14 protein-coding genes are annotated in these 17,639 nt (G+C 61.3%); 3 read left to right on the forward strand and 11 right to left on the reverse strand.

From position 1 onward, the window contains the following. Nucleotide 1 precedes the first annotated feature (1 nt). Nucleotides 2-1,384: an acyclic terpene utilization AtuA family protein gene (locus tag ACMFWR_RS23865; RefSeq protein ID WP_413197161.1), complete on the reverse strand. Its 1,383-nt coding sequence runs from the start codon at nt 1,382-1,384 to the stop codon at nt 2-4. A 147-nt stretch (nt 1,385-1,531) separates the two neighbouring features. Next, complete coding sequence (locus tag ACMFWR_RS23870; RefSeq protein WP_413197162.1) at nt 1,532-2,836, reverse strand: CitMHS family transporter; 1,305 nt, start codon at nt 2,834-2,836, stop codon at nt 1,532-1,534. Nucleotides 2,837-2,933: 97 nt separating this feature from the next. Between ACMFWR_RS23870 and ACMFWR_RS23875 the strand changes: the two genes are divergently transcribed. Further along, a complete protein-coding gene (locus ACMFWR_RS23875) occupies nt 2,934-3,830 on the forward strand; it encodes a LysR family transcriptional regulator (protein WP_413197163.1) in 897 nt (298 codons plus the stop codon). Between the two features lie 124 nt (nt 3,831-3,954). Here ACMFWR_RS23875 and ACMFWR_RS23880 read toward each other — a convergent pair whose 3' ends face one another. The 5 genes from ACMFWR_RS23880 to ACMFWR_RS23900 form a co-directional block, all read right to left on the reverse strand. Then, nucleotides 3,955-5,661, reverse strand: coding sequence for a tannase/feruloyl esterase family alpha/beta hydrolase (locus tag ACMFWR_RS23880; RefSeq protein ID WP_413197164.1), 1,707 nt, complete (start codon nt 5,659-5,661; stop codon nt 3,955-3,957). A gap of 88 nt (nt 5,662-5,749) precedes the next feature. Beyond that, nucleotides 5,750-7,243, reverse strand: a complete 1,494-nt coding sequence (locus ACMFWR_RS23885; RefSeq protein ID WP_413197165.1) for a tannase/feruloyl esterase family alpha/beta hydrolase — start codon at nt 7,241-7,243, stop codon at nt 5,750-5,752. Nucleotides 7,244-7,632: 389 nt separating this feature from the next. Continuing rightward, nucleotides 7,633-8,400: an enoyl-CoA hydratase/isomerase family protein gene (locus ACMFWR_RS23890; protein WP_413197166.1), complete on the reverse strand. Its 768-nt coding sequence runs from the start codon at nt 8,398-8,400 to the stop codon at nt 7,633-7,635. Nucleotides 8,401-8,465: 65 nt separating this feature from the next. After that, the gene (locus ACMFWR_RS23895) at nt 8,466-9,659 is read right to left on the reverse strand and encodes a CaiB/BaiF CoA transferase family protein (RefSeq protein WP_413197167.1); all 1,194 of its coding nucleotides are present in this window, start codon (nt 9,657-9,659) and stop codon (nt 8,466-8,468) included. Then, nucleotides 9,656-10,741 carry a LacI family DNA-binding transcriptional regulator gene (locus tag ACMFWR_RS23900; protein WP_413197168.1) on the reverse strand — a complete coding sequence of 362 codons (1,086 nt, stop codon included), beginning with the start codon at nt 10,739-10,741 and terminating at the stop codon, nt 9,656-9,658. The genes ACMFWR_RS23895 and ACMFWR_RS23900 overlap by 4 nt, the downstream gene beginning before the upstream one ends. 322 nt (nt 10,742-11,063) lie before the next feature. Here ACMFWR_RS23900 and ACMFWR_RS23905 point away from each other — a divergent pair, with 322 nt between their 5' ends. Both ACMFWR_RS23905 and ACMFWR_RS23910 read left to right on the forward strand, forming a co-directional pair. Beyond that, nucleotides 11,064-12,251, forward strand: coding sequence for an aldose 1-epimerase family protein (locus ACMFWR_RS23905; protein WP_413197169.1), 1,188 nt, complete (start codon nt 11,064-11,066; stop codon nt 12,249-12,251). A gap of 15 nt (nt 12,252-12,266) precedes the next feature. Continuing rightward, a complete protein-coding gene (locus ACMFWR_RS23910) occupies nt 12,267-13,118 on the forward strand; it encodes an SDR family NAD(P)-dependent oxidoreductase (RefSeq protein WP_413197170.1) in 852 nt (283 codons plus the stop codon). Nucleotides 13,119-13,250: 132 nt separating this feature from the next. Here ACMFWR_RS23910 and ACMFWR_RS23915 read toward each other — a convergent pair whose 3' ends face one another. The 4 genes from ACMFWR_RS23915 to ACMFWR_RS23930 form a co-directional block, all read right to left on the reverse strand. Continuing rightward, entirely contained in the window at nt 13,251-14,084 is an 834-nt protein-coding gene (locus ACMFWR_RS23915; protein WP_413197171.1) for a carbohydrate ABC transporter permease, read from the reverse strand. Between the two features lie 10 nt (nt 14,085-14,094). Further along, on the reverse strand, nt 14,095-15,036 hold the full coding sequence (locus ACMFWR_RS23920) for a carbohydrate ABC transporter permease (protein WP_413197172.1): 942 nt from the start codon (nt 15,034-15,036) through the stop codon (nt 14,095-14,097). Between the two features lie 135 nt (nt 15,037-15,171). Continuing rightward, a complete protein-coding gene (locus ACMFWR_RS23925; RefSeq protein ID WP_413197173.1) occupies nt 15,172-16,431 on the reverse strand; it encodes an ABC transporter substrate-binding protein in 1,260 nt (419 codons plus the stop codon). Nucleotides 16,432-16,467: 36 nt separating this feature from the next. Beyond that, nucleotides 16,468-17,616 (reverse strand): mandelate racemase/muconate lactonizing enzyme family protein, encoded by a 1,149-nt coding sequence (locus ACMFWR_RS23930; RefSeq protein ID WP_413197174.1) that lies wholly within the window; start codon nt 17,614-17,616, stop codon nt 16,468-16,470. Nucleotides 17,617-17,639 lie beyond the last annotated feature (23 nt).

A 17,639-nucleotide genomic window follows, 5' to 3' on the forward strand; every position in this document is an offset into this window, starting at 1 on the left:
CTCATGCATATTCATGACCGGCCTCCACGAACTCGAATGTCGGATTCACGAGCGTGCGCGGCAGGAGTATCGATTGCACGGCGATCACTTCGCGCGTGGCCTTTGTCGCACCGCCACCGCCCGCGGGACCGTTCGTGTAAAGCGTTTCAACCTCGTTACCGACACGCATCGCCTGCTCGATCGACGCGGTGCGACCCGCGACGCGCAAACGCACTTCGTAGGGCTCTCCTCGCTCGGCCTGCGCCGTATCGCCGTACAGCGAGTCGATACCGATCAGGTCGAAGCGCAACTCGCTGGTCGCCACACCGGTCATCGCAAGGCGATCGCGCACGATATCGAGCGCCAGCTTTGCGCGTTCGCGCGCGCCGGGGCCGCCGTATGAGATCTGTCCTTCGCCGATGTATCCGTCGATATACGCGACCGATACCTTGAGCGTATCGGTGCGCTGCGTGCCGGTTCCGCCCGACACGCGTACACGATCGTGCGCCTGCTGCTCGACGCGCACGCTACTAAAGTCGGCCACCACATCAGGCTGCAGATAGCGGCGCGGGTCGTGAATCTCGTAGAGCAGCTGTTCCTTGCACGTGGCTTCGGTCACATATCCACCCGCGTGCCCGACCTTCGTGATGTCGACGTTTCCGTTCGCATCGACGATGCCGATCGGAAAGCCCAGACGGGCGAGGCCTGGCACGTCCTTGAAACCCGGGTCTGCGAAATAGCCCCCGGTGATCTGTCCTGCGCACTCGAGCAAGTGTCCGACTACAGTGGCTTGCCCGAGCGTTTCCCAGTCATCCATGCGCCAGCCGAACTCGTGAATCAGCGGTGCGACAAACAGCGACGGGTCCGCAACGCGTCCCGTCAACACGACATCCGCGCCCGCTTTCAATGCACCGACAATCGCTTCCGCACCGAGGTAGGCATTGGCCGAGACGATGCGGTCCCGGTAGGCGGCCACATCGTCTCCCGACTCTTCGAAGCGATAGTGACCCGCGAGCACGACGTCGAGCACGTCGTCTCCCGTCACGGCAGCAATCTTGAGATCCCCGCAGCCGAGTTCGCGCGCGATTTCGGCCGTTTTGCGCGCGGCACCCTGCGGATTGGCCGCGCCCATGTTCGACACGATGCGCACGCGATGTCTGGCCGAGGTCGGCAGCACCGCGCGCATGCGCGCTTCGAGCAACGGATCGTATCCGAGCGAAGCATCCTTGCGCCGCGCCTGCTGTGCGATCGCGATCGTGCGCTCGGCGAGGCATTCAAAGATCAGATAGTCGAGCGCGCCATGTTCGGCCAGCTCGAGCGCCGGTTCGATGCGATCGCCCGAATAGCCCGCGCCGGCGCCGAGCCTGACCCGGCGTTGACCCGCCGTTGCCATCGTGGATTCCATACGTACTTCCAAAGAGACTGAAGAAAAAATCTACCGAAACACACGCTGCTGAAACACACGCTGCGGAAACACAACCTGCTGAAAACAAGCTGCCGAACCAAGGCCTGCCCCGCGGCGCGAGTGGCACGCGCGCGGTAGAGCCTCTCGCTATAGAGGAAAAATGCCGAGCACGACGCAGGCGATCGTCATCACGATCGAAGCGCCGAACAACAGGGGAAACGTGAATTTCTGATGGTCCGCGAGATCGATGCCGCACAGCCCGACGACAAGGAATGTCGCCGGCGTCAGCGGACTGACCGGAAAGCCCGTCGTCATTTGCCCGAGCAGCGCGGCCTGACCGACGTGTACTGCGGGCACGCCAAGCTGACTCGCGACCTCCGCGATCACCGGCAATACGCCGAAGTAAAACGAATCCGGGTCGAACAGCATACTCAGTGGCATCGAAACCAGGCCGAGCACCACAGGAATCTGGCCCGCCATCCCCTGGGGCACAAAGCTCACCGCGGCTTGTGCCATCGCCTTGAGCATGCCGCTGCCCTGCATGATCCCGGTGAACGCCCCCGCGGCGAGCAGAATGCCCGCCATCATCAGTGCAGCGCGCGCATGGGCCTCGATTCGTTTGCGCTGCATCTCGACGTCGGGATAGTTGACGATGAGTGCGATGCACAGGCCCACCATGAACATCAGCGCCGGCGGCACTTTTTCGCCCATCACGACCATCGTTCCGAGCACAATGATCGTCAGCACGATGTTGAACCAGAACAGCTTCGGGCGTCGCAACGCCTGCTGTTCGGGGGTGACTTCACGCGTGGGCATCGGGATCGATCCACCCATCTTCGACAAGCCGAGTCGCTTTTCCTCGCGTCGCCCGAGCCACCATGCTGTGCCGAATACGAAGACAAGGCCGATCCCCTGGATCGGGATCAGCGGATTGAACAACGCCGAGATCGGCAGATGCAGCGAGGCCGATGCGCGGATCATCGGCCCGGTCCACGGCAGGAAGTTGATGCCCGCCGCTATCGATGCGGCAGCGGCCAGCACGCGACGATCCATATTCAGTCGATCGTAAAGCGGGAGCATCGCGGGAATGGTCACGAGAAAGCAGACCGCACCCGAGCCGTCGAGATGGATCAGCAACGCGAGCAAGGTCGTGCCGACGACGATGCGTGTCGGACGCGTGCCCACGGCACGCAGGATGCGGTCGATGATCGGATCGAGCGTGCCCGCATCGGTGATCGTGCCGAAGTACAGGATCGCAAAGACAAACATGCCGACCACGGGGGCCAGACTCTTGAGCCCGTCGATCACGAACTTGCTCGTCTGCAAGCCGAAACCGCCGATCAGCGACGCGGCGACCGGGACGATGATCAGGGCGACGAGCGGCGAGAGCCGCTTCGACAGAATCGCCGCAAGCAGGACCGCAATCGTGACGATCCCCAATAGAGCCAGCATGGTTGTCTCCAATCTTGTCTTTTAGTGCGAGCCAGCGTAAGTTCGCTGGTGCGATAAAGCAATTGAAATGATTTGATCGCAGTTATCACGGACTGTTATGGATCTGAATCTTCGCGATATCCGGGCTTTTGTGACCGTGGCGCAAGCGGGCAACTTCACGCGTGCCGCCACGCGCCTGCATTTGTCGCAACCTGCGTTGACCGTGCAGATCCGGCGCCTCGAGGAGACCGTCGGTGCAAGGCTGTTCGACCGCAATAGCCGTAGCGTCGCGCTCACGCAGACGGGGCGCGAGCTGCTGCCCCTGCTGCAGCGCTCGCTCAACGACATGGAGCAGGCGCTGCGCGATGCACGTGCGTTTGGCGAGGGGGCCAGCGGAACGGTACGGCTCGCCTGTCTGCCCACGTTTGCATCGAGCGCCTTGCCCGAACTGATCCAGGCGTTCCGAAAGCGCGTGCCGCAAGCCCGGTTCCAGATCCGCGATGTCGTGGCGAGCATGGTCAATACACTGGTTCGCAATGAGGAAGCCGATATCGGCGTCACGGGCGGCAACACGGTCGACGCGACGCTCGACGTCTTGCATATGAGCGAGGATCGGCTGGTGGTGGTCTGCCCGAAGACGCATGCGCTCGCGAAGAAGCGCAGCATCAAGGTCTCTGATCTCGACGGAATGCCGCTGGTGTTGACCGCATCGGGTACGAGCGTGCGTGCGGTCGTCGACGCAGCGCTTGCAGCGGCGAGATGCACGCCCGATATCGCATGCGAACCGATGTACATGATGACCGCGGTTGCCATGGTGCGAAGCGGCCTCGGTGTGTCCGTGCTGCCTGCGACCGCACGAGAAGTGCGCGCCGAACCGGGTCTCGTCACCCGGCCGATCGACGACCCTTCATTTGTGCGCCCCATTGCCCTGGTCAAGAAGCGCGGCAGAACGCTGCCGCGCGTGACCGAGGAGTTCGTCAATGCGATGGTGCTGGCGATGCCTGAGCGCAAGTAGAAGGTCAGCGTTTGTGCCGGCTCCTCGAAGACGCCCCCCCGAGCTCGACATGACTCGCGTGGCCCGTCAGAGGTACCGGGAACGCCACCTGCGCTGTCGTTCGCTTAATGCTGCCACGTCCTGATCACTGATTCGTCATCGTTTGTCTGGGCACCACACACCGGTAGCTCGACGCTGCCTTCCGGTCGCCATGCCCGGCGTATTCGAGTTCCGCTGGATATGTGCATACGGGTCGCTCGAATTGCACGCCTGAGCCCGGCTTGTCGTCGACATACTTCGTCGAGATAAAAGTACCCGGCGCCTTGCCGTGCTCGACCCACGCCTCGAGTGCGGTCACCACGTCGCGATCCGGAGTGAATCGCACCGGTGGCGTATTCCCGCCGACCGACGTCGGCCCCGTACCGCCGCCGCAATGGCTCATGCCCGGGATCATGACCAGCCGGAAGAAGCGCTGCGTGTTACCGACACCGCCCTGGCGCTTCGCCACATCGTCGAAGTATTCGATCGGCAACGTCTGTGCATTGAACGAGTCAGACCAGCCCTGGGTCATGATGAGCTTGCCGCCATGCGCCTTGAATCGCGACAGATCCGTTTGCATCGCATCGCTCGACGGCGCGAGCTTCGCGTCGAGACGGTCGCCGTCCTTGCCGAAGTCAAACGTCGTCCAATCCCAGTTCGGATCATTGAACACGACATTGGCCACCAAAGGCTGTGCGTAGTTCGGCACCAGCGCACCCTGGATCAAGGCCCATTGGTTTTCGCTGCCGCGTACGAAGCCCGGATACAGTTCCTTTCCCGTACGTGAATCCAGCACGGGCGAATAGAGACGCTCGGCCTCATGGACCTGCGCCTCGCTCAGACAGCTCGAAGGATCGTCGCCCGCTTTGCACTGCACCGTCGACGGATCGAAATGACATTGCGTCGGGCGCTCAAGAAACCCGTCGCGCACCGCATCCGCCCCTTCGCAACTCTGCAACACGGCGCGACTCAACACGCCAAGTGCTTCGGGCGACAGCTTGGCCTCGGGCTGTTGCGCTGGCAGCTTCGCGCTCCAGAGGAAGCTTTCCATCAGGTGGCTGTAGTCCATCCCGGGCGAACCCGCATGCACGCCGTCGTAGTCATCGGGGTAGTACTCGACCTCCTCCATCGCTTCGGCGCCGCCTGTCGAGCAACCGGAGTAGTAGGCACGCGACGCAGCATGCCCGTAGAAGCGCGTCGTGATCGACTTGGCCGCGACCGTCATCAGGTGCACGGACGAATGGCCCCAATCGCGAAGCTGCGCCGGATTCAGCGCCCACTCGAGACGCTGTCCAATCGCACCTTGCGCGCCGCCCTGGTGGCCCGTGTCCGTATTGACGGCCACGAACCCACGTGCCGTCGCTGGCGCGAGTGCGCTATAGAGGATCGCGCCGCCGAAGCCACCCGATCCGAGGCCAAGCAAACGGCCATTCCAGGCATCCGTCGGAAGCCAGACTTCAATGCCGACGTGTTCATCAGGCTTTGTGCTCACCGTTGCCACGACGCGGCACACGGCGGCCGACGTGACGACGGGTTTGCCGTCGGGATCTTTGAGTGTGCTGTTGGCAGGCAAAATCTCGGCCGAGGCGATCTTTGTATCCGCGATCGATGTGTGCGCGAGCGCGGCACAGGCTTGTGCCGGGTCTTCGATTTTCGTCGGACCGCCGATTGCCGCGGACTCGGCGCCGCCCGACGCCTCGGTCTGAAGCGCGTGAGCCAATACGGAACCGCTGAAACTCATCATTGCCGCGGCGCAAATCGCGCTCCATCGCCGCGAAGCGACGAGGCTCCGACTCGTTGACGAGTGCTGCATAAATTCTCCTCGATGCGTTATCGCGTAGGCGCAAGCCATCGCTCTTAGTGGGCTTGTTCAGATCCGATCAAATGGCGTTGTCGTCAGTTCACTCGCTACACGCAAAACTCGCGGCGACGTGCGTATCGCCGTGACCATCGTAGACAGCGTGCTCGGGATAGGGGCACAGCGGGCGTGTGCTTGCCACCGCTCCGTTTCTGACCTCCGACGCGATGATCTGGTCGGGCGCCGCGCCTTGAGTCACCCAACGATCGAGCGCACTCAGGATGTCGTGTGACGCGTCGATGACGGGCGCGGGTGCGCTTTGATTGCCAAAGCTCGTCTGACCGACTCCGCCCATGCAGTGGGCCATGCCGGGCACCATATAGAGTTTGAAAAACGTATCGGTCTCTGCCTGAGAGCCTTGCAGCGCCTTGACCTTGTCGTAGTACGCGATCGTGTCGAGCGGGTTGACGACCGGGTCGGCCCATCCTTGATACGTGATGAGCTTGCCGCCGTGTGATTTGAACTCCGAGATGTCGGGGTTGTTCTGGTCCATGAGCGGACCTAGTTTCGCGAGCGCCGTCTGATAGTCGCTGTGATAGTTGAACGCCCACCAGTTCCATGACGGATCGTTCAATGCCCAGTAACGCCAGAAGTCCGCGCGCACGGGTTCGGTTTTGCCCCAGTACGAGCCCCATGTCGACTCGGAACCGACGACCGGTCCCGGGTAAATTACCGCGTGCGTGACGGGGTCAACCGGCCCTTGGTAGATCTTCTTGACCGCGTTGACCTGTGCATCGGTCAGGCAATTCGCCGCATCACCCGCCTTGCATCGCAGGGTGTCGACATTGAACTTGTCGCGCGTACACATGCGCGGATCGGCAATCACACCATCCACCACACCGTCGAGCGAGTCGCACGCCGCGACGGCGGCCTTGGTTACCAATGCAACTTTCTCGGGCGTGAGAATCGGGTGCACATTGTCGTTGGGGGCGTGGTTCGACAGGAAGCGCCAAAGGAATTCCGCGTTAAGTGCGACGCGATTGTTGCCGGGGTCGCCGGCGACCACACCGTCGAAATCGTCGGGATAGCGTTGCACTTCGGCGTACGCCTGATGTCCGCCGGTTGAGCATCCGTAGTAGTAAGACTGGCTCGCCGGGCGCGCCATGAGGTCGGTGAGAATCTGCTTGCCCGGTACCGTGATCGCGTGGACCGAGCGCGTGCCCCAGTCAATGATTTTCTGCGGATGGCCGACCGCGAACATCATGTCGTTCGGGTCCTTGGACTGGTGGCCGGAGTCGCCGCCGAGCACCGCATAGCCTTCGCGCATCGCATAGGCCATATCGCCGTAGTTGAGCTCGGGGCTGTAGCCGCCATTTCCGGTGGCGACAAGTTTGCCGTTCCATCCGGTGGCCGGCACCCAGAGTTCAAAACGAATCAAAGAATCGGAGGTTGGTGTCGCTTGCGCGGTAATGCGGCAAAACGACGGAAGGTTCGTGAGCGCAGGCTTCCCTTCGGCCGGCGTGTACGCGCCGGCGGGCATCAGGTCCGCAGACGTCACCGTGGCTTCATTCAACTTGAGTGCCGTCAGGCTCTGCATACCGCAAGCCTTGGCCAGCGATAGCGAACCCGTCAGTGGTGATGCACCCGCACTCTGTGCCCCGGGTTGGGCACAGCCCGACATCGTCGTAACAGCGATCAACGCAGCGGAGAACGAAACGGCCGCGAATGGCAGGCCGATGCGCCGGTGCCGTGAACCCTGTTGATGACTATCCTCAAGACGTGTCTGAACGTCTCTCAACCGACGTGCGTGTATCAAGCCGCGTACGTGCATTGCCTCCTCCGATTTATGGTCCAGCCTGGTTATCGGATCAGCTTAGTCACCCCGCATGCATCAAGCAATTGAAACGATTTGATTGCAGCGATTACGAATGGTGATAGTTAGTGGTGGTCTGTTTCGAAACTAAGGGGCTTAGAGGTGGGGCGAAATCAACGTCCCTCGAACTTCGCTGCCCGCTTTTCCTTGAATGCTGCTCGTCCTTCAGCTGCATCGTGTGTTGCGAAGCAGATCGTCTGTAGCTCGCGTTCGTATGCGAAGGCCATGTCGCGGGTCATGTTGAAGGCGGCACGCAGGTTGAGCTTGGCGGTCTCGGCGGCAATGGGCGCGCGTGATGCGATGGTTCGCGCCAGCACGAGCGCGCCTGGCAATAGGTGATCCGGCGCGAACAGTTCGCTGACCAGTCCCCATTGCGATGCTTGCTGCGCCGTGACGGCATCGCCGGTCATGATCATGATGGCAGCGTTGCTCGCGCCGATTGAATGACTCAGTGCGTGCGCCACGCCCCCGCCACCGACCCAGCCGAGCTTGATTTCCGGTGCGGCAAAACTCGAGGTTGTCGACGCAAGCCGAATGTCAGCGGCGAGCGTCATCTCAAGACCGCCGCCAAAGGCCATGCCATTCACAGCTGCGATCAAAGGCTTGCGCAGCAGGCGCAGCGCGTCAACATAGTCAGTCCGATTCCTGAACGACCAGGGCTCCGGATATCGATCCAGATCCTTGACGTCGCTGCCGACGCAAAACGCGCGCTCGCCGGCTCCCGTCAACACGACCACGCGAACCTCGGCAGAGTCGTTGCACGCAAGAACATGCGAAACAAGTTGAGCGGACATCTCCGGGGTCATCGCATTGTGCTTGGCCGGACGATTGAGCGTGATCGTGGCGACCCAGTCACGAATGTCGAGATCGACGGATTCCATGCAAACTCCTTTGGTCTATAGCGTGCCGACGGCGGCACGGCGGCGATCGTTATCTCATCCCTCTTCTATAACCGCTCTTCCCCGACACTGCCCGAGCCGAAAAGCCCTTCGATCTTCTGGTCGTCGTAACCGAGTTCCTTGAGGATCTCGCGACTGTGTTCGCCCGTAAGAGGCGCACCGCGCCGCACGGTCGAAGGGGTCTGATCGAACTTGATCGGAAAGCCCGGCGTTCGTACTCGCCCTTCGGTCGGATGGTCGTATTCGACCATCGTGCCGTTATGTTCGATCTGCGGATCGGCCGCTACATCCGCGTATCCGTAGACAGGCCCGCACCAGACGTCGACGGCCTGAAACGCCGCAAGCCACTCTTGCGTCGTTTTCAAATGCAATCGCGCTTGCGTGATAGCGAAGATCTCGTCGCGGCGATTCCAGACGCCGGTTTCCTCGTCGATATGCGCGAGTTCAGGCGCATCGATGATCTGCGCCAGCACGCCAAGCGGGGGCGAAGACAGGGCCATAAAGCTGTCCTTTGTCTTGAACACCCCATACGGTGCGCGAATATAGGGATGCGCATGCGGTTCATTCAGCCGCGTTTGCGGAATCCCGCCGACGGTGTGAACCGATATCTCCTGCATCTGCATCGCGACGATGGCGTCGAGCATATTGATGTCGACGCGCTGCGCAACCCCCGTGCGTTCTCGATGCAGCAGCGCGGCAAGCACGCCTTCGAACGCCGTATAGGCAGTCACGGCATCGACAAGATACTGCCCGGCCGGACTAGGTGGCTCGCCGTTGCGTCCGACGCTCAGCATGGCGCCGCTCATTGCCTGCAGAAGCAAGTCCTGCCCGGGTCGTGTCGCATAAGGACCTGACTCGCCATAGCCCGACATCGACACGTAAATCAGTTTCGGGTTGATCGCCTTGAGTGTGTCGTAATCGACCCCAAGCCGTGCCGCGACACCTGGCCGATAGTTCTGCAAAAACACGTCGGCAGATCGCACGAGATCAAGCAGCACGGCCTTGCCTTGCGCCGACTTGAGATCGATCGCGAGGCTGCGCTTGTTCCGGTTCAGCGATAGAAACGACACATTGATACGATGGCCCTTCGCATTGCCCGCAGGCTTGTGACGTTGCCACTCGCCCGAGATCGGCTCGATCTTGATCACATCGGCGCCGAGATCGCCAAGCCGCTGCGCGGCAAACGGACCCGCCATCGCGATCGAACAATCCAGAACGCGGTATCCATCCAGAATATTCACGGCAAGTTCTCTCTCACATAGATATCGATTCGCGGCGACACGATGCCCGCCCCCGCGTCACGCCCAGCCTGAACGTTCAGCAGCATCCGGCACGCATCGACCGCTTCGCGTCGCGGGTTCTGCGCAATGGCCGCATCCATCACGCCATCAATCACGAGCCCACGCGTATCGCTGGTGAGTTCATGACCGATAAAGCAAATCTCGCCCGCGCGCCCTGACTCACGTAGTGCCGCGCCGACGCCGGCCGAGCCCGCACCGATGTTGTAGATGCCCATGAGGTCGGGATGCTGTTCGAGCAAGCCCAGCGTTTGCGTGTAATTGCGGTCTGACTCGTCATGCCCCTCGCGCAGACCAACGATGTCGAGATCGGGATAGGCCTCGGAAATAATGTGCAAAAAGCCCATCTCGCGCTCCTCATGACCGCGATACGCGAGGCTTCCGGCAATCAACGCAATCTTCCCCGCACGCTGACCGATAAAGCGTCCGAGCAACATACCCGCCGTACGTCCCGCCGCGCGGTTGTCGATCCCGACGTATCCGGCGCGTTTCGAGCTCGACAGGTCCGATACCAGCGTGACGACGCTGACGCCCCGTTCGACCAGAGAGCGCACCGCTTCGCGCACGAACGGATGCTCGAGTGCGACGAACGCCACGCCCATCGAGTCGCGTCCGATCTTGACGAGCGCGTTGGCAAGGACTTCCGGATCGAATCCTTCGATCAGATGCACTCGCCCCGAAATCGGTAGAGGCGCGAGCTCCTCGTGCAACCCTTCGATACGCTCGGCCAATTCCTTCATAAACGTATTGCTGCCCGCCGGAAGGATGAAGTCGTAGATGCGCGGCCCTGCAGCCGGATGATCGGTCGACCGGATCTGTTGCGGATGCAGCATGGGCTCAGCCGCGATGTAGTCGAGCCGCCGCGCGGCGCGCAGCACCTTCTCGACCGTCAACGCGCGAACGCCCTGACGTCCGTTGAGCACACGATCCACGGTGGCGGTCGACACCTCGGCCTCGCGCGCGATATCGACGATCGTCGCGCGGCCCTGCATCGAGCGTCCGTTCATTGGAGTAGACGGGGTCATCGCGATCGATCGCCTCCAGTACGCATGGAATCATCCGGCGCTAGCCGAAACCTAGACGCCTCATCACGAAGCGTCAAAAGACGTGAAAAATGATGTGATTGCATCACGGCGTTGATGTAACAGAATCTCGACCGGACTTGCCTCGCATGTGACGTGTCGCCATCGTTTCCACTCGATGCCACCACGATTCCACGCAGGCGACCATGTCTGGCGCAACCCTTTTTTCTCAACCCATCAAAACCCATCAATCCGTTCTGCGTTTTGCTTCACGCTGCGCGCGCCCTATCCTCGGTTTCATCGCCATCCACCGACGCGAGGCACCATGCAACTCTACGAAGAAGCGTTGAGCCGCCGGGCGCTGAGTGCGCGCGTGGGCATGTTGTCCCAGGTCGCCGGCGTGCAGCTCTATACGCTTGGCGACGGCGTCGAGCGGGGCGTGCGATGCCTTGAGTTTCGAACGGGCACCGGACTCATCTTCACGGTGCTCGTCGATCGCGCCATGGATATTGCCCGCTGCGAATATCGCGGCGCCGCCATTGGCTGGCATTCGCCAACCGGGTTCCGGCATCCGGGCCTGCATGAATACGAAGGCGAGTCCGGCCTCAGCTGGCTGCGCTCGCTGTCCGGTCTGATCGTCACCGGCGGTCTCGACCACACCTTGTTTATGGATGCCCAGGCCGCCGATCACTATCACTACACACCGCGCAAGCAGGTCGCGAGTTCGCTGCACGGACGTATCGGTACGATTCCCGCGCGTCTGACCGGCTACGGTGAGCGCTGGGATGGCGATGAATGTGTGCTGTGGGCAGAAGGTGTCATTCAGCAAGCGACCGTCTTTGGTGAGGACCTGCATCTGGTCCGACGCATCGAAGTCGCGGTTGGATCCAACACCATCGCGTTGCACGACGAGGTCATCAATCACGGCTTCTACCGCACGCCGCATATGTTTCTGTACCACATCAACGTCGGATACCCCGTACTCGACGAAGGCAGCGAATACGTGGCGCCAATCGTCGAAACGCCGTGGGCCGCGCACGAAGCGCAGGTACGCGCTCAAGGTGTCGGCTATCGCACGCAACCGGCCCCGCGCCACGATTTTCACGAGCAAGTCTACGAGCACACGATGCGTGCAGACGACGCGGGCATCGTCCCCGTGATGCTGTGCAATCCATGGTTCGAACACGGCCGTGGCCTCGGCTTTCTTGTCGAGACACGCAAAGCGGAGTTTCCATGCATGTTCGAATGGCAGAACCTGCAGGAAGGCCATTACGCGCTCGGGATCGAACCATCGACTCACCACGTGCTCGGCAAGCCCTTCGCGCAAGAGCGCGGCGAGGCCAACTGGCTCGAGCACGGCGAATCGCGCCATTACCACACGCGCTTGTCCGTGCTGCCCGACAACGCGGCGATCGACGCGCAGCGCGAACGCATTCATGCGATCGCCGTGCAGCCCGAAGACGAATACGTGTCGACGACATCGAACTGGGAGCCGATCGGCTCCGGTCGCTAAACAGGACGCTCCGCGATGAAAGGCAAACGCATTCTGATTACGGGCGGCGCGGGCGGCCTCGGCGGCGTTGCATGCTGGGCGTTCGCGGCCGATGGCGCTGATGTGGTCGCGCTTGACCACGTCGACGATCTCGACGCGCGCATCGCTGCAGCGCGCGATACCTATGCCGAGCTGACAACGACGAGCGTCCAGGTACCGAACACGATTACGAACACGGGTTCCGGTTCCGGTTCCGTTGCTGGTGCTGGTGCGGGTGCTGGTAAGGCTGCGGGTACCGGTACGGTGCGCGGCCTCGCCGCCGATCTCGCCGACACGCAAGCGCTCGGCGAAACGATCGACGCGGAAATGCAGCGCAACGGCGGCTTCGACGTGCTCATCAACAACGCCGCGATTTATCCCAGCAAGCCGTTTCTCGACTATCGCGAAGCGGAACTGCTTGGGGTCCATGTCGTGAACACACACGCACCTCTGATCCTCGCCCAACACCTTGTGCCGCATATGCAAAAGAACGGCTGGGGACGCATCATCAATATCTCGAGCATCACGTTCTACGGCGGATGGGGTGGGCTGTTGCCCTATGTCGCATCGAAGGGCGCGCTGGTCGGTACGACGCGTGCGCTCGCGCGCGAACTGGGCCAATTTGGCATCACCGTCAATTGCGTGAGCCCGGGTGCCTTTCCGACAGCAGCAGAAGCGATCCATCCCGACCCAGAGGGATATAACGCGACAGTCATCGAGCGTCAGTCGATCAAGCATCGCGGGAACGCGCTCGATATCGCGAACGCGCTGCGCTTCTTCGCATCCGAGCAAAGTGGGTTTATCACGGGTCAGACGCTGGCAGTCGACGGCGGATGGTATATGTCCTAAGACGGCAGGCCAACCGTTCTGCGACGTCGATAGCATGCGCCGTCGGGACGTATCACTCGGCAGCCAGCGAAAAAGCGCCTCATGCTCGATTTCCCTATGCATGAGGCGCTTTGTTTTCACCGCGCTACCCTCTCAGCCCTTCACCGCGCCCACGGCGATCCCCGATACGATGCGCCGCTGGAACACCACATAGAGCACGACGATCGGCGCAGCCGCGAGCACAAGACCCGCGCACAGCAACGGCACGTTCGTGGTGTACTCGCCGCGTAGCGCGGCAATGCCGACCATCAGCGTGCGCTTGTCCTGCAACACGAGCAGTGAAATCAGCACATCGTTCCAGCAGTACAGCGTATTCAGAATCCCCAGCGTGATGAGCGCAGGCTTCCCCATCGGCAACATCACATACCACCACGCCTGAAGGATGCTCGCGCCATCGATGCGCGCCGCTTCGAGCAGATCGCGCGGCAAGCTCGAATAAAACGCGGTCATCAGATACACGCTGAACGGCAGAAAAAAGGCCGTGTACGAGATGATGAGACCGACACGGGTGTTCAACAGCCCGAGCGCAATGATCGTCTGATAGAACGGCACAAGCACGACCTGCACCGGAATCATCAGCGACGCGAGAATAACCACAAAGATCAGCTTGCGGTACGGAAAACGCAGGAATGCGAACGTGAAGCCCGCCAGCGACGACACGAACAGCAAACACGCGACGGCGCCCACCGTCACGAGAATCGAGTTGATGTAGTACTCGCCGAGATTGGCTTGCACGCACGCCTGAATGAAATTCTCAAACGTGGGATGACCTGCAATGCCAAAGCGATCGAGGATGTAGTCGCGCGTCGATTTGAATGCGTTGTTCAGTGCGAACGCAAGCGGATAAACGCAGGACACGGCCAGCACCGCCATCGGGACGGACAACGTCCAGAGCACGCGCCGGTCTTGCTTTACGGTAATCGCCATAACGTCAGCCTCAGAGATTCGCGTTGCGAGTCATGATCCGGATCTGCAACCAGGCGATGCCGCCCATCAGCGCAAACAGCACGACCGAGATCGCCGCCGCGTACGACGGGCGATTCATCTTGCCTTGTTCGATCCAGATGAGAAATTCGGGCAAGGTCGTCGAAGTCCCTGGGCCACCATCGGTCAGCACGTAGATCAAGCCGAACATCGACGTCAGCACGCCGACCGTCGTGACGACTGCCACAAACTCGATGATCGGGCGCAGCGTCGGAATGATGATGTAGATCCATGTTTGCCAGATATTTGCGCCATCGAGCCGTGCAGCCTCGATCATTTCGTCGGGTACGGTCGACAGGCCCGCCATAAAGATCAGGACGCCCATGCCAAACGTCGACCACATTTGCACGCCGATCAGACTCATCAATGCGGTCGAGCCATTACCGAGCCAGTCGACTGCATCGATGCCGAAGGTATCGAGCATCGCATTGAGATTGCCGTCATAGCGCAGCACGACGTTGAAGATCGAGCCGATGATCACGCTCGACAGCACGGCAGGGAAGAAATACACGGCGCGAAACACTTTGCCGCCCGGCACACCCTGGTGAATCAGGATCGCGAGCACCATCGGCAGCATGACCCAGATCGGCAGCGTGGCCAGCAGGATCAGCGTGTTGACCATCGAGTCACGGAACGACGGGTCATGCGCAAGTGACACGTAGTTTTGCAAACCGACAAAGCCCGTTGCACCCGACGGCGTCGTGCCGAGAAACGACAGCACCGCCCCCCATCCAAGCGGAAAAATCCGGAAGACGATGACGAGCAGCAAAGCGGGCAGCAACAGCATGAAGGCCATGCGCTGCTCGGCACGGTCGCCCCCCGTTTTGGCCGCGACCGGTGTGGCCTTCGTTGCAGGCGCCGCGCCGGTTGTCACAGATGCAGAAGATTTCGACATGTTCGGGTCATTTCTCAACGTGCTTTCCAGGCTCTTGGCGCTTTGAATGCCTCGACAGCCTTGACCGCCTTGCCGGCGCCGACAGCTTCGATGGCTTTGAACGTCTGGCGCTCATCGAGCATGCATCAACGGGCTTCATCGCTTCGCCGACGCCTGCACTTCATCCATGCGTGCCGCCGCCTTGTCGACGGTCGTATCGCCATTGAGCAGCAACTGGCTCTGACGATGCCACTCTTCCATTTCAGCCGCCGACGCACCGAGCAGCGTCGTGGTGACCGCCGAATCCTTGAGCCATCCGAGGATGACCTTGACCGTCGGGCCCTTGAACGAGGCGAGATCGACACTGCTGGTCGCGGGCAACGCGCCCGCATCGTTTGCAAAGACCTGAAGTGCCGCCGGGCTCGCGAGCTCCTGCACAAGCTGCTTGGCGAGCGCCACGTTCTTCGACGCCTTGTTCACGCCGTAGCCGATCCCACCCGACACGGGCATGCGCGGATTATCCGGGGGATTGCCTGCCGCGACCGTCGGAGATGGCATCTTGTACACGCCAAGCTTTTCCGGCGTGAGGAAGTTCTCGAACTGCTTCCAGTGCGCGACATCCGAAATCAGGCCGATCGTATTGCCCGCATCGCCACGCATGAACTGTTCGTACTCGTCCATGAACTTCGTCGTCGAGTTCGCACCCTTCGGATACCAGCCGTCCTTTTGCGTATCCACCCACGCTTGCAGAATTTCCTTGACCTGCGGGCTCGACCACTTGAGCTTGCCCGCCGCGAATTGCGCCTGTTCGTCGGGCGTCATCGATGTGGCGGCGAGCGAGGAGAAGAAGAACTCCGCGCCGTAGCCTTCCTTGTTGCCCAGCGCAAAGCACGGGATCTTGCCGCCCTTGGCCTTGAATGCCGCACAGATGCGCTTGAGGTCGTCCCAGTTTTTCGGCGGCTTGTTCGGATCGAGACCGACTTGCGTGTAGAGCGCCTTGTTGTAATACACCACGAAGCCTTGCAGCGTCAGCGGCAACGCATACGTCTTCCCACTGGCGTCCTGAAACTCCTTCACGCCGAGCATGCCTTTATCGAGCCCGGTGAGATCGACGAGGTCCGACATGCGTGCACGCGCCTGTGCGCCGCCATTCATTAGAAACACGTCGGGTCCAGCGTTGGCCGACAGCGACGTACCCAGAATCGTGTAGTACTGCTCGATCGGCTGACCGACGAACTTGACCGTCACGCCCGGGTGCGCGGCTTCAAAATCCTTTTTGACTTTCTGGAAATAGGTCGCCGTAACCGGGTCGCTCGACTTCCAGTCCCAGACCGTCAGGCTCTGCGCCGCCGCGGCAGCCGAAATCGCCAATCCGGCGAGGCATACCGCGATGCGTGAAATGAATGGGCTTTGCACAGCTGTCTCCAATGGTTTTGTGTTTGGAATGCAGGCCTAGCCGGCTGTCGACACCGGTGCCGGCTTCGAGATCGGTGGTGCACCGAGCTCGCTCGCCGCGAGCACATCGGGCCGATGAAGCTCGCGACGCGCGTACTCGCTCAACTCGAGCCCGTGCCCCGGGCGATCAGGAGCGATCGCGATACCGTCGCGAATCGCGATCGGCTCTTCGACGAGCGCATCGAAGTTCTGGAACGAGTATTCAAGCCACTCGGTGTCGGGCAGTGCGCACGCGCAGTGCACGCCCACTTCCAGAAATGTGTTGCCGAGGCTCACGGGTACACCGCGATCCGCTGCGAGCCAACCTACGCGCATGACATCGGTGATCTGGCCGTGCACGTTGAGAATATCGACAGCGTCGGCATCCATCAGAGCCCGCTTGCCGCTCGCATCGAGGTATTCACCGGTGTTCAGGGCAACCCACGAAGCGGCTTGCCGGATTTGCCGCAGCCCCTCGAAATCATTGCGCAGGATCGGATCCTCAACCCACAGCAAGGTGTGTCCGGCTTCGCGAATGCGCGTAAGTTTCATCACGGTTTCTTTGGGCGACCACGCTTCGTTCGCATCGACCATGACTTGCGCATCGTGCCGCACGACTTTCTGGAGCAAATCGAGCCGATGAAGATCGCGCTCGAAGTCCTTGTGTCCGACCTTGATCTTGAACGCGGTATAGCCGAGCGCGTCCGCATGACCAAAGAGTTCGACAAAGTCCGCGTCGCTCAAATGAAAGTCGAGGCCGCTCGCATAAGCCTTGATCCGGTTACGGCGCGCACCGAGCATTTGCCAGAGCGGCATCCCCGCCTGTTTCGCGGCGAGATCCCATAGCGCCACCTGGATGGCCTCATGAAACGGCAACGTCCACGCACGCTGATTGCCCCCGCGCGGTCGTGTGACCCGGTGCACGAGTGCAAGCGGTTGCTCACCTTCGAGCGAAGGCCAGATTTCGAAGCGGAAAATGCGCTCGATCTCGGCCTCGGCGGGCATCGGCACAAACAGCGACTGGGCAAAACCCAGCCCTGAAGCGCCCTTCTCGCCAATCAGCTCAAGCGCCACGACGTGGGCGTCGTCGGCCCGGACCTGGCTATCGCCGATGACCCGATCTCGGGCAAACTGGAAACGCGTAATACGGAAGTCAACGATACGCATGATGTCGGGCACTGATAGATCAG

Source organism: Pararobbsia alpina, from assembly GCF_965118125.1.
GTDB lineage: Bacteria > Pseudomonadota > Gammaproteobacteria > Burkholderiales > Burkholderiaceae > Pararobbsia > Pararobbsia alpina_A.

Coding starts and splice junctions, on each gene's coding strand:
- ACMFWR_RS23900 (WP_413197168.1), bottom strand. CDS start 10,741: ATGACCCCGTCTACTCCAATGAACGGACGCTCGATGCAGGGCCGCGCG.
- ACMFWR_RS23870 (WP_413197162.1), bottom strand. CDS start 2,836: ATGCTGGCTCTATTGGGGATCGTCACGATTGCGGTCCTGCTTGCGGCG.
- ACMFWR_RS23905 (WP_413197169.1), top strand. CDS start 11,064: ATGCAACTCTACGAAGAAGCGTTGAGCCGCCGGGCGCTGAGTGCGCGC.
- ACMFWR_RS23915 (WP_413197171.1), bottom strand. CDS start 14,084: ATGGCGATTACCGTAAAGCAAGACCGGCGCGTGCTCTGGACGTTGTCC.
- ACMFWR_RS23930 (WP_413197174.1), bottom strand. CDS start 17,616: ATGCGTATCGTTGACTTCCGTATTACGCGTTTCCAGTTTGCCCGAGAT.
- ACMFWR_RS23920 (WP_413197172.1), bottom strand. CDS start 15,036: ATGTCGAAATCTTCTGCATCTGTGACAACCGGCGCGGCGCCTGCAACG.
- ACMFWR_RS23880 (WP_413197164.1), bottom strand. CDS start 5,661: ATGCAGCACTCGTCAACGAGTCGGAGCCTCGTCGCTTCGCGGCGATGG.
- ACMFWR_RS23875 (WP_413197163.1), top strand. CDS start 2,934: ATGGATCTGAATCTTCGCGATATCCGGGCTTTTGTGACCGTGGCGCAA.
- ACMFWR_RS23910 (WP_413197170.1), top strand. CDS start 12,267: ATGAAAGGCAAACGCATTCTGATTACGGGCGGCGCGGGCGGCCTCGGC.
- ACMFWR_RS23885 (WP_413197165.1), bottom strand. CDS start 7,243: ATGCAGAGCCTGACGGCACTCAAGTTGAATGAAGCCACGGTGACGTCT.
- ACMFWR_RS23890 (WP_413197166.1), bottom strand. CDS start 8,400: ATGGAATCCGTCGATCTCGACATTCGTGACTGGGTCGCCACGATCACG.
- ACMFWR_RS23865 (WP_413197161.1), bottom strand. CDS start 1,384: ATGGAATCCACGATGGCAACGGCGGGTCAACGCCGGGTCAGGCTCGGC.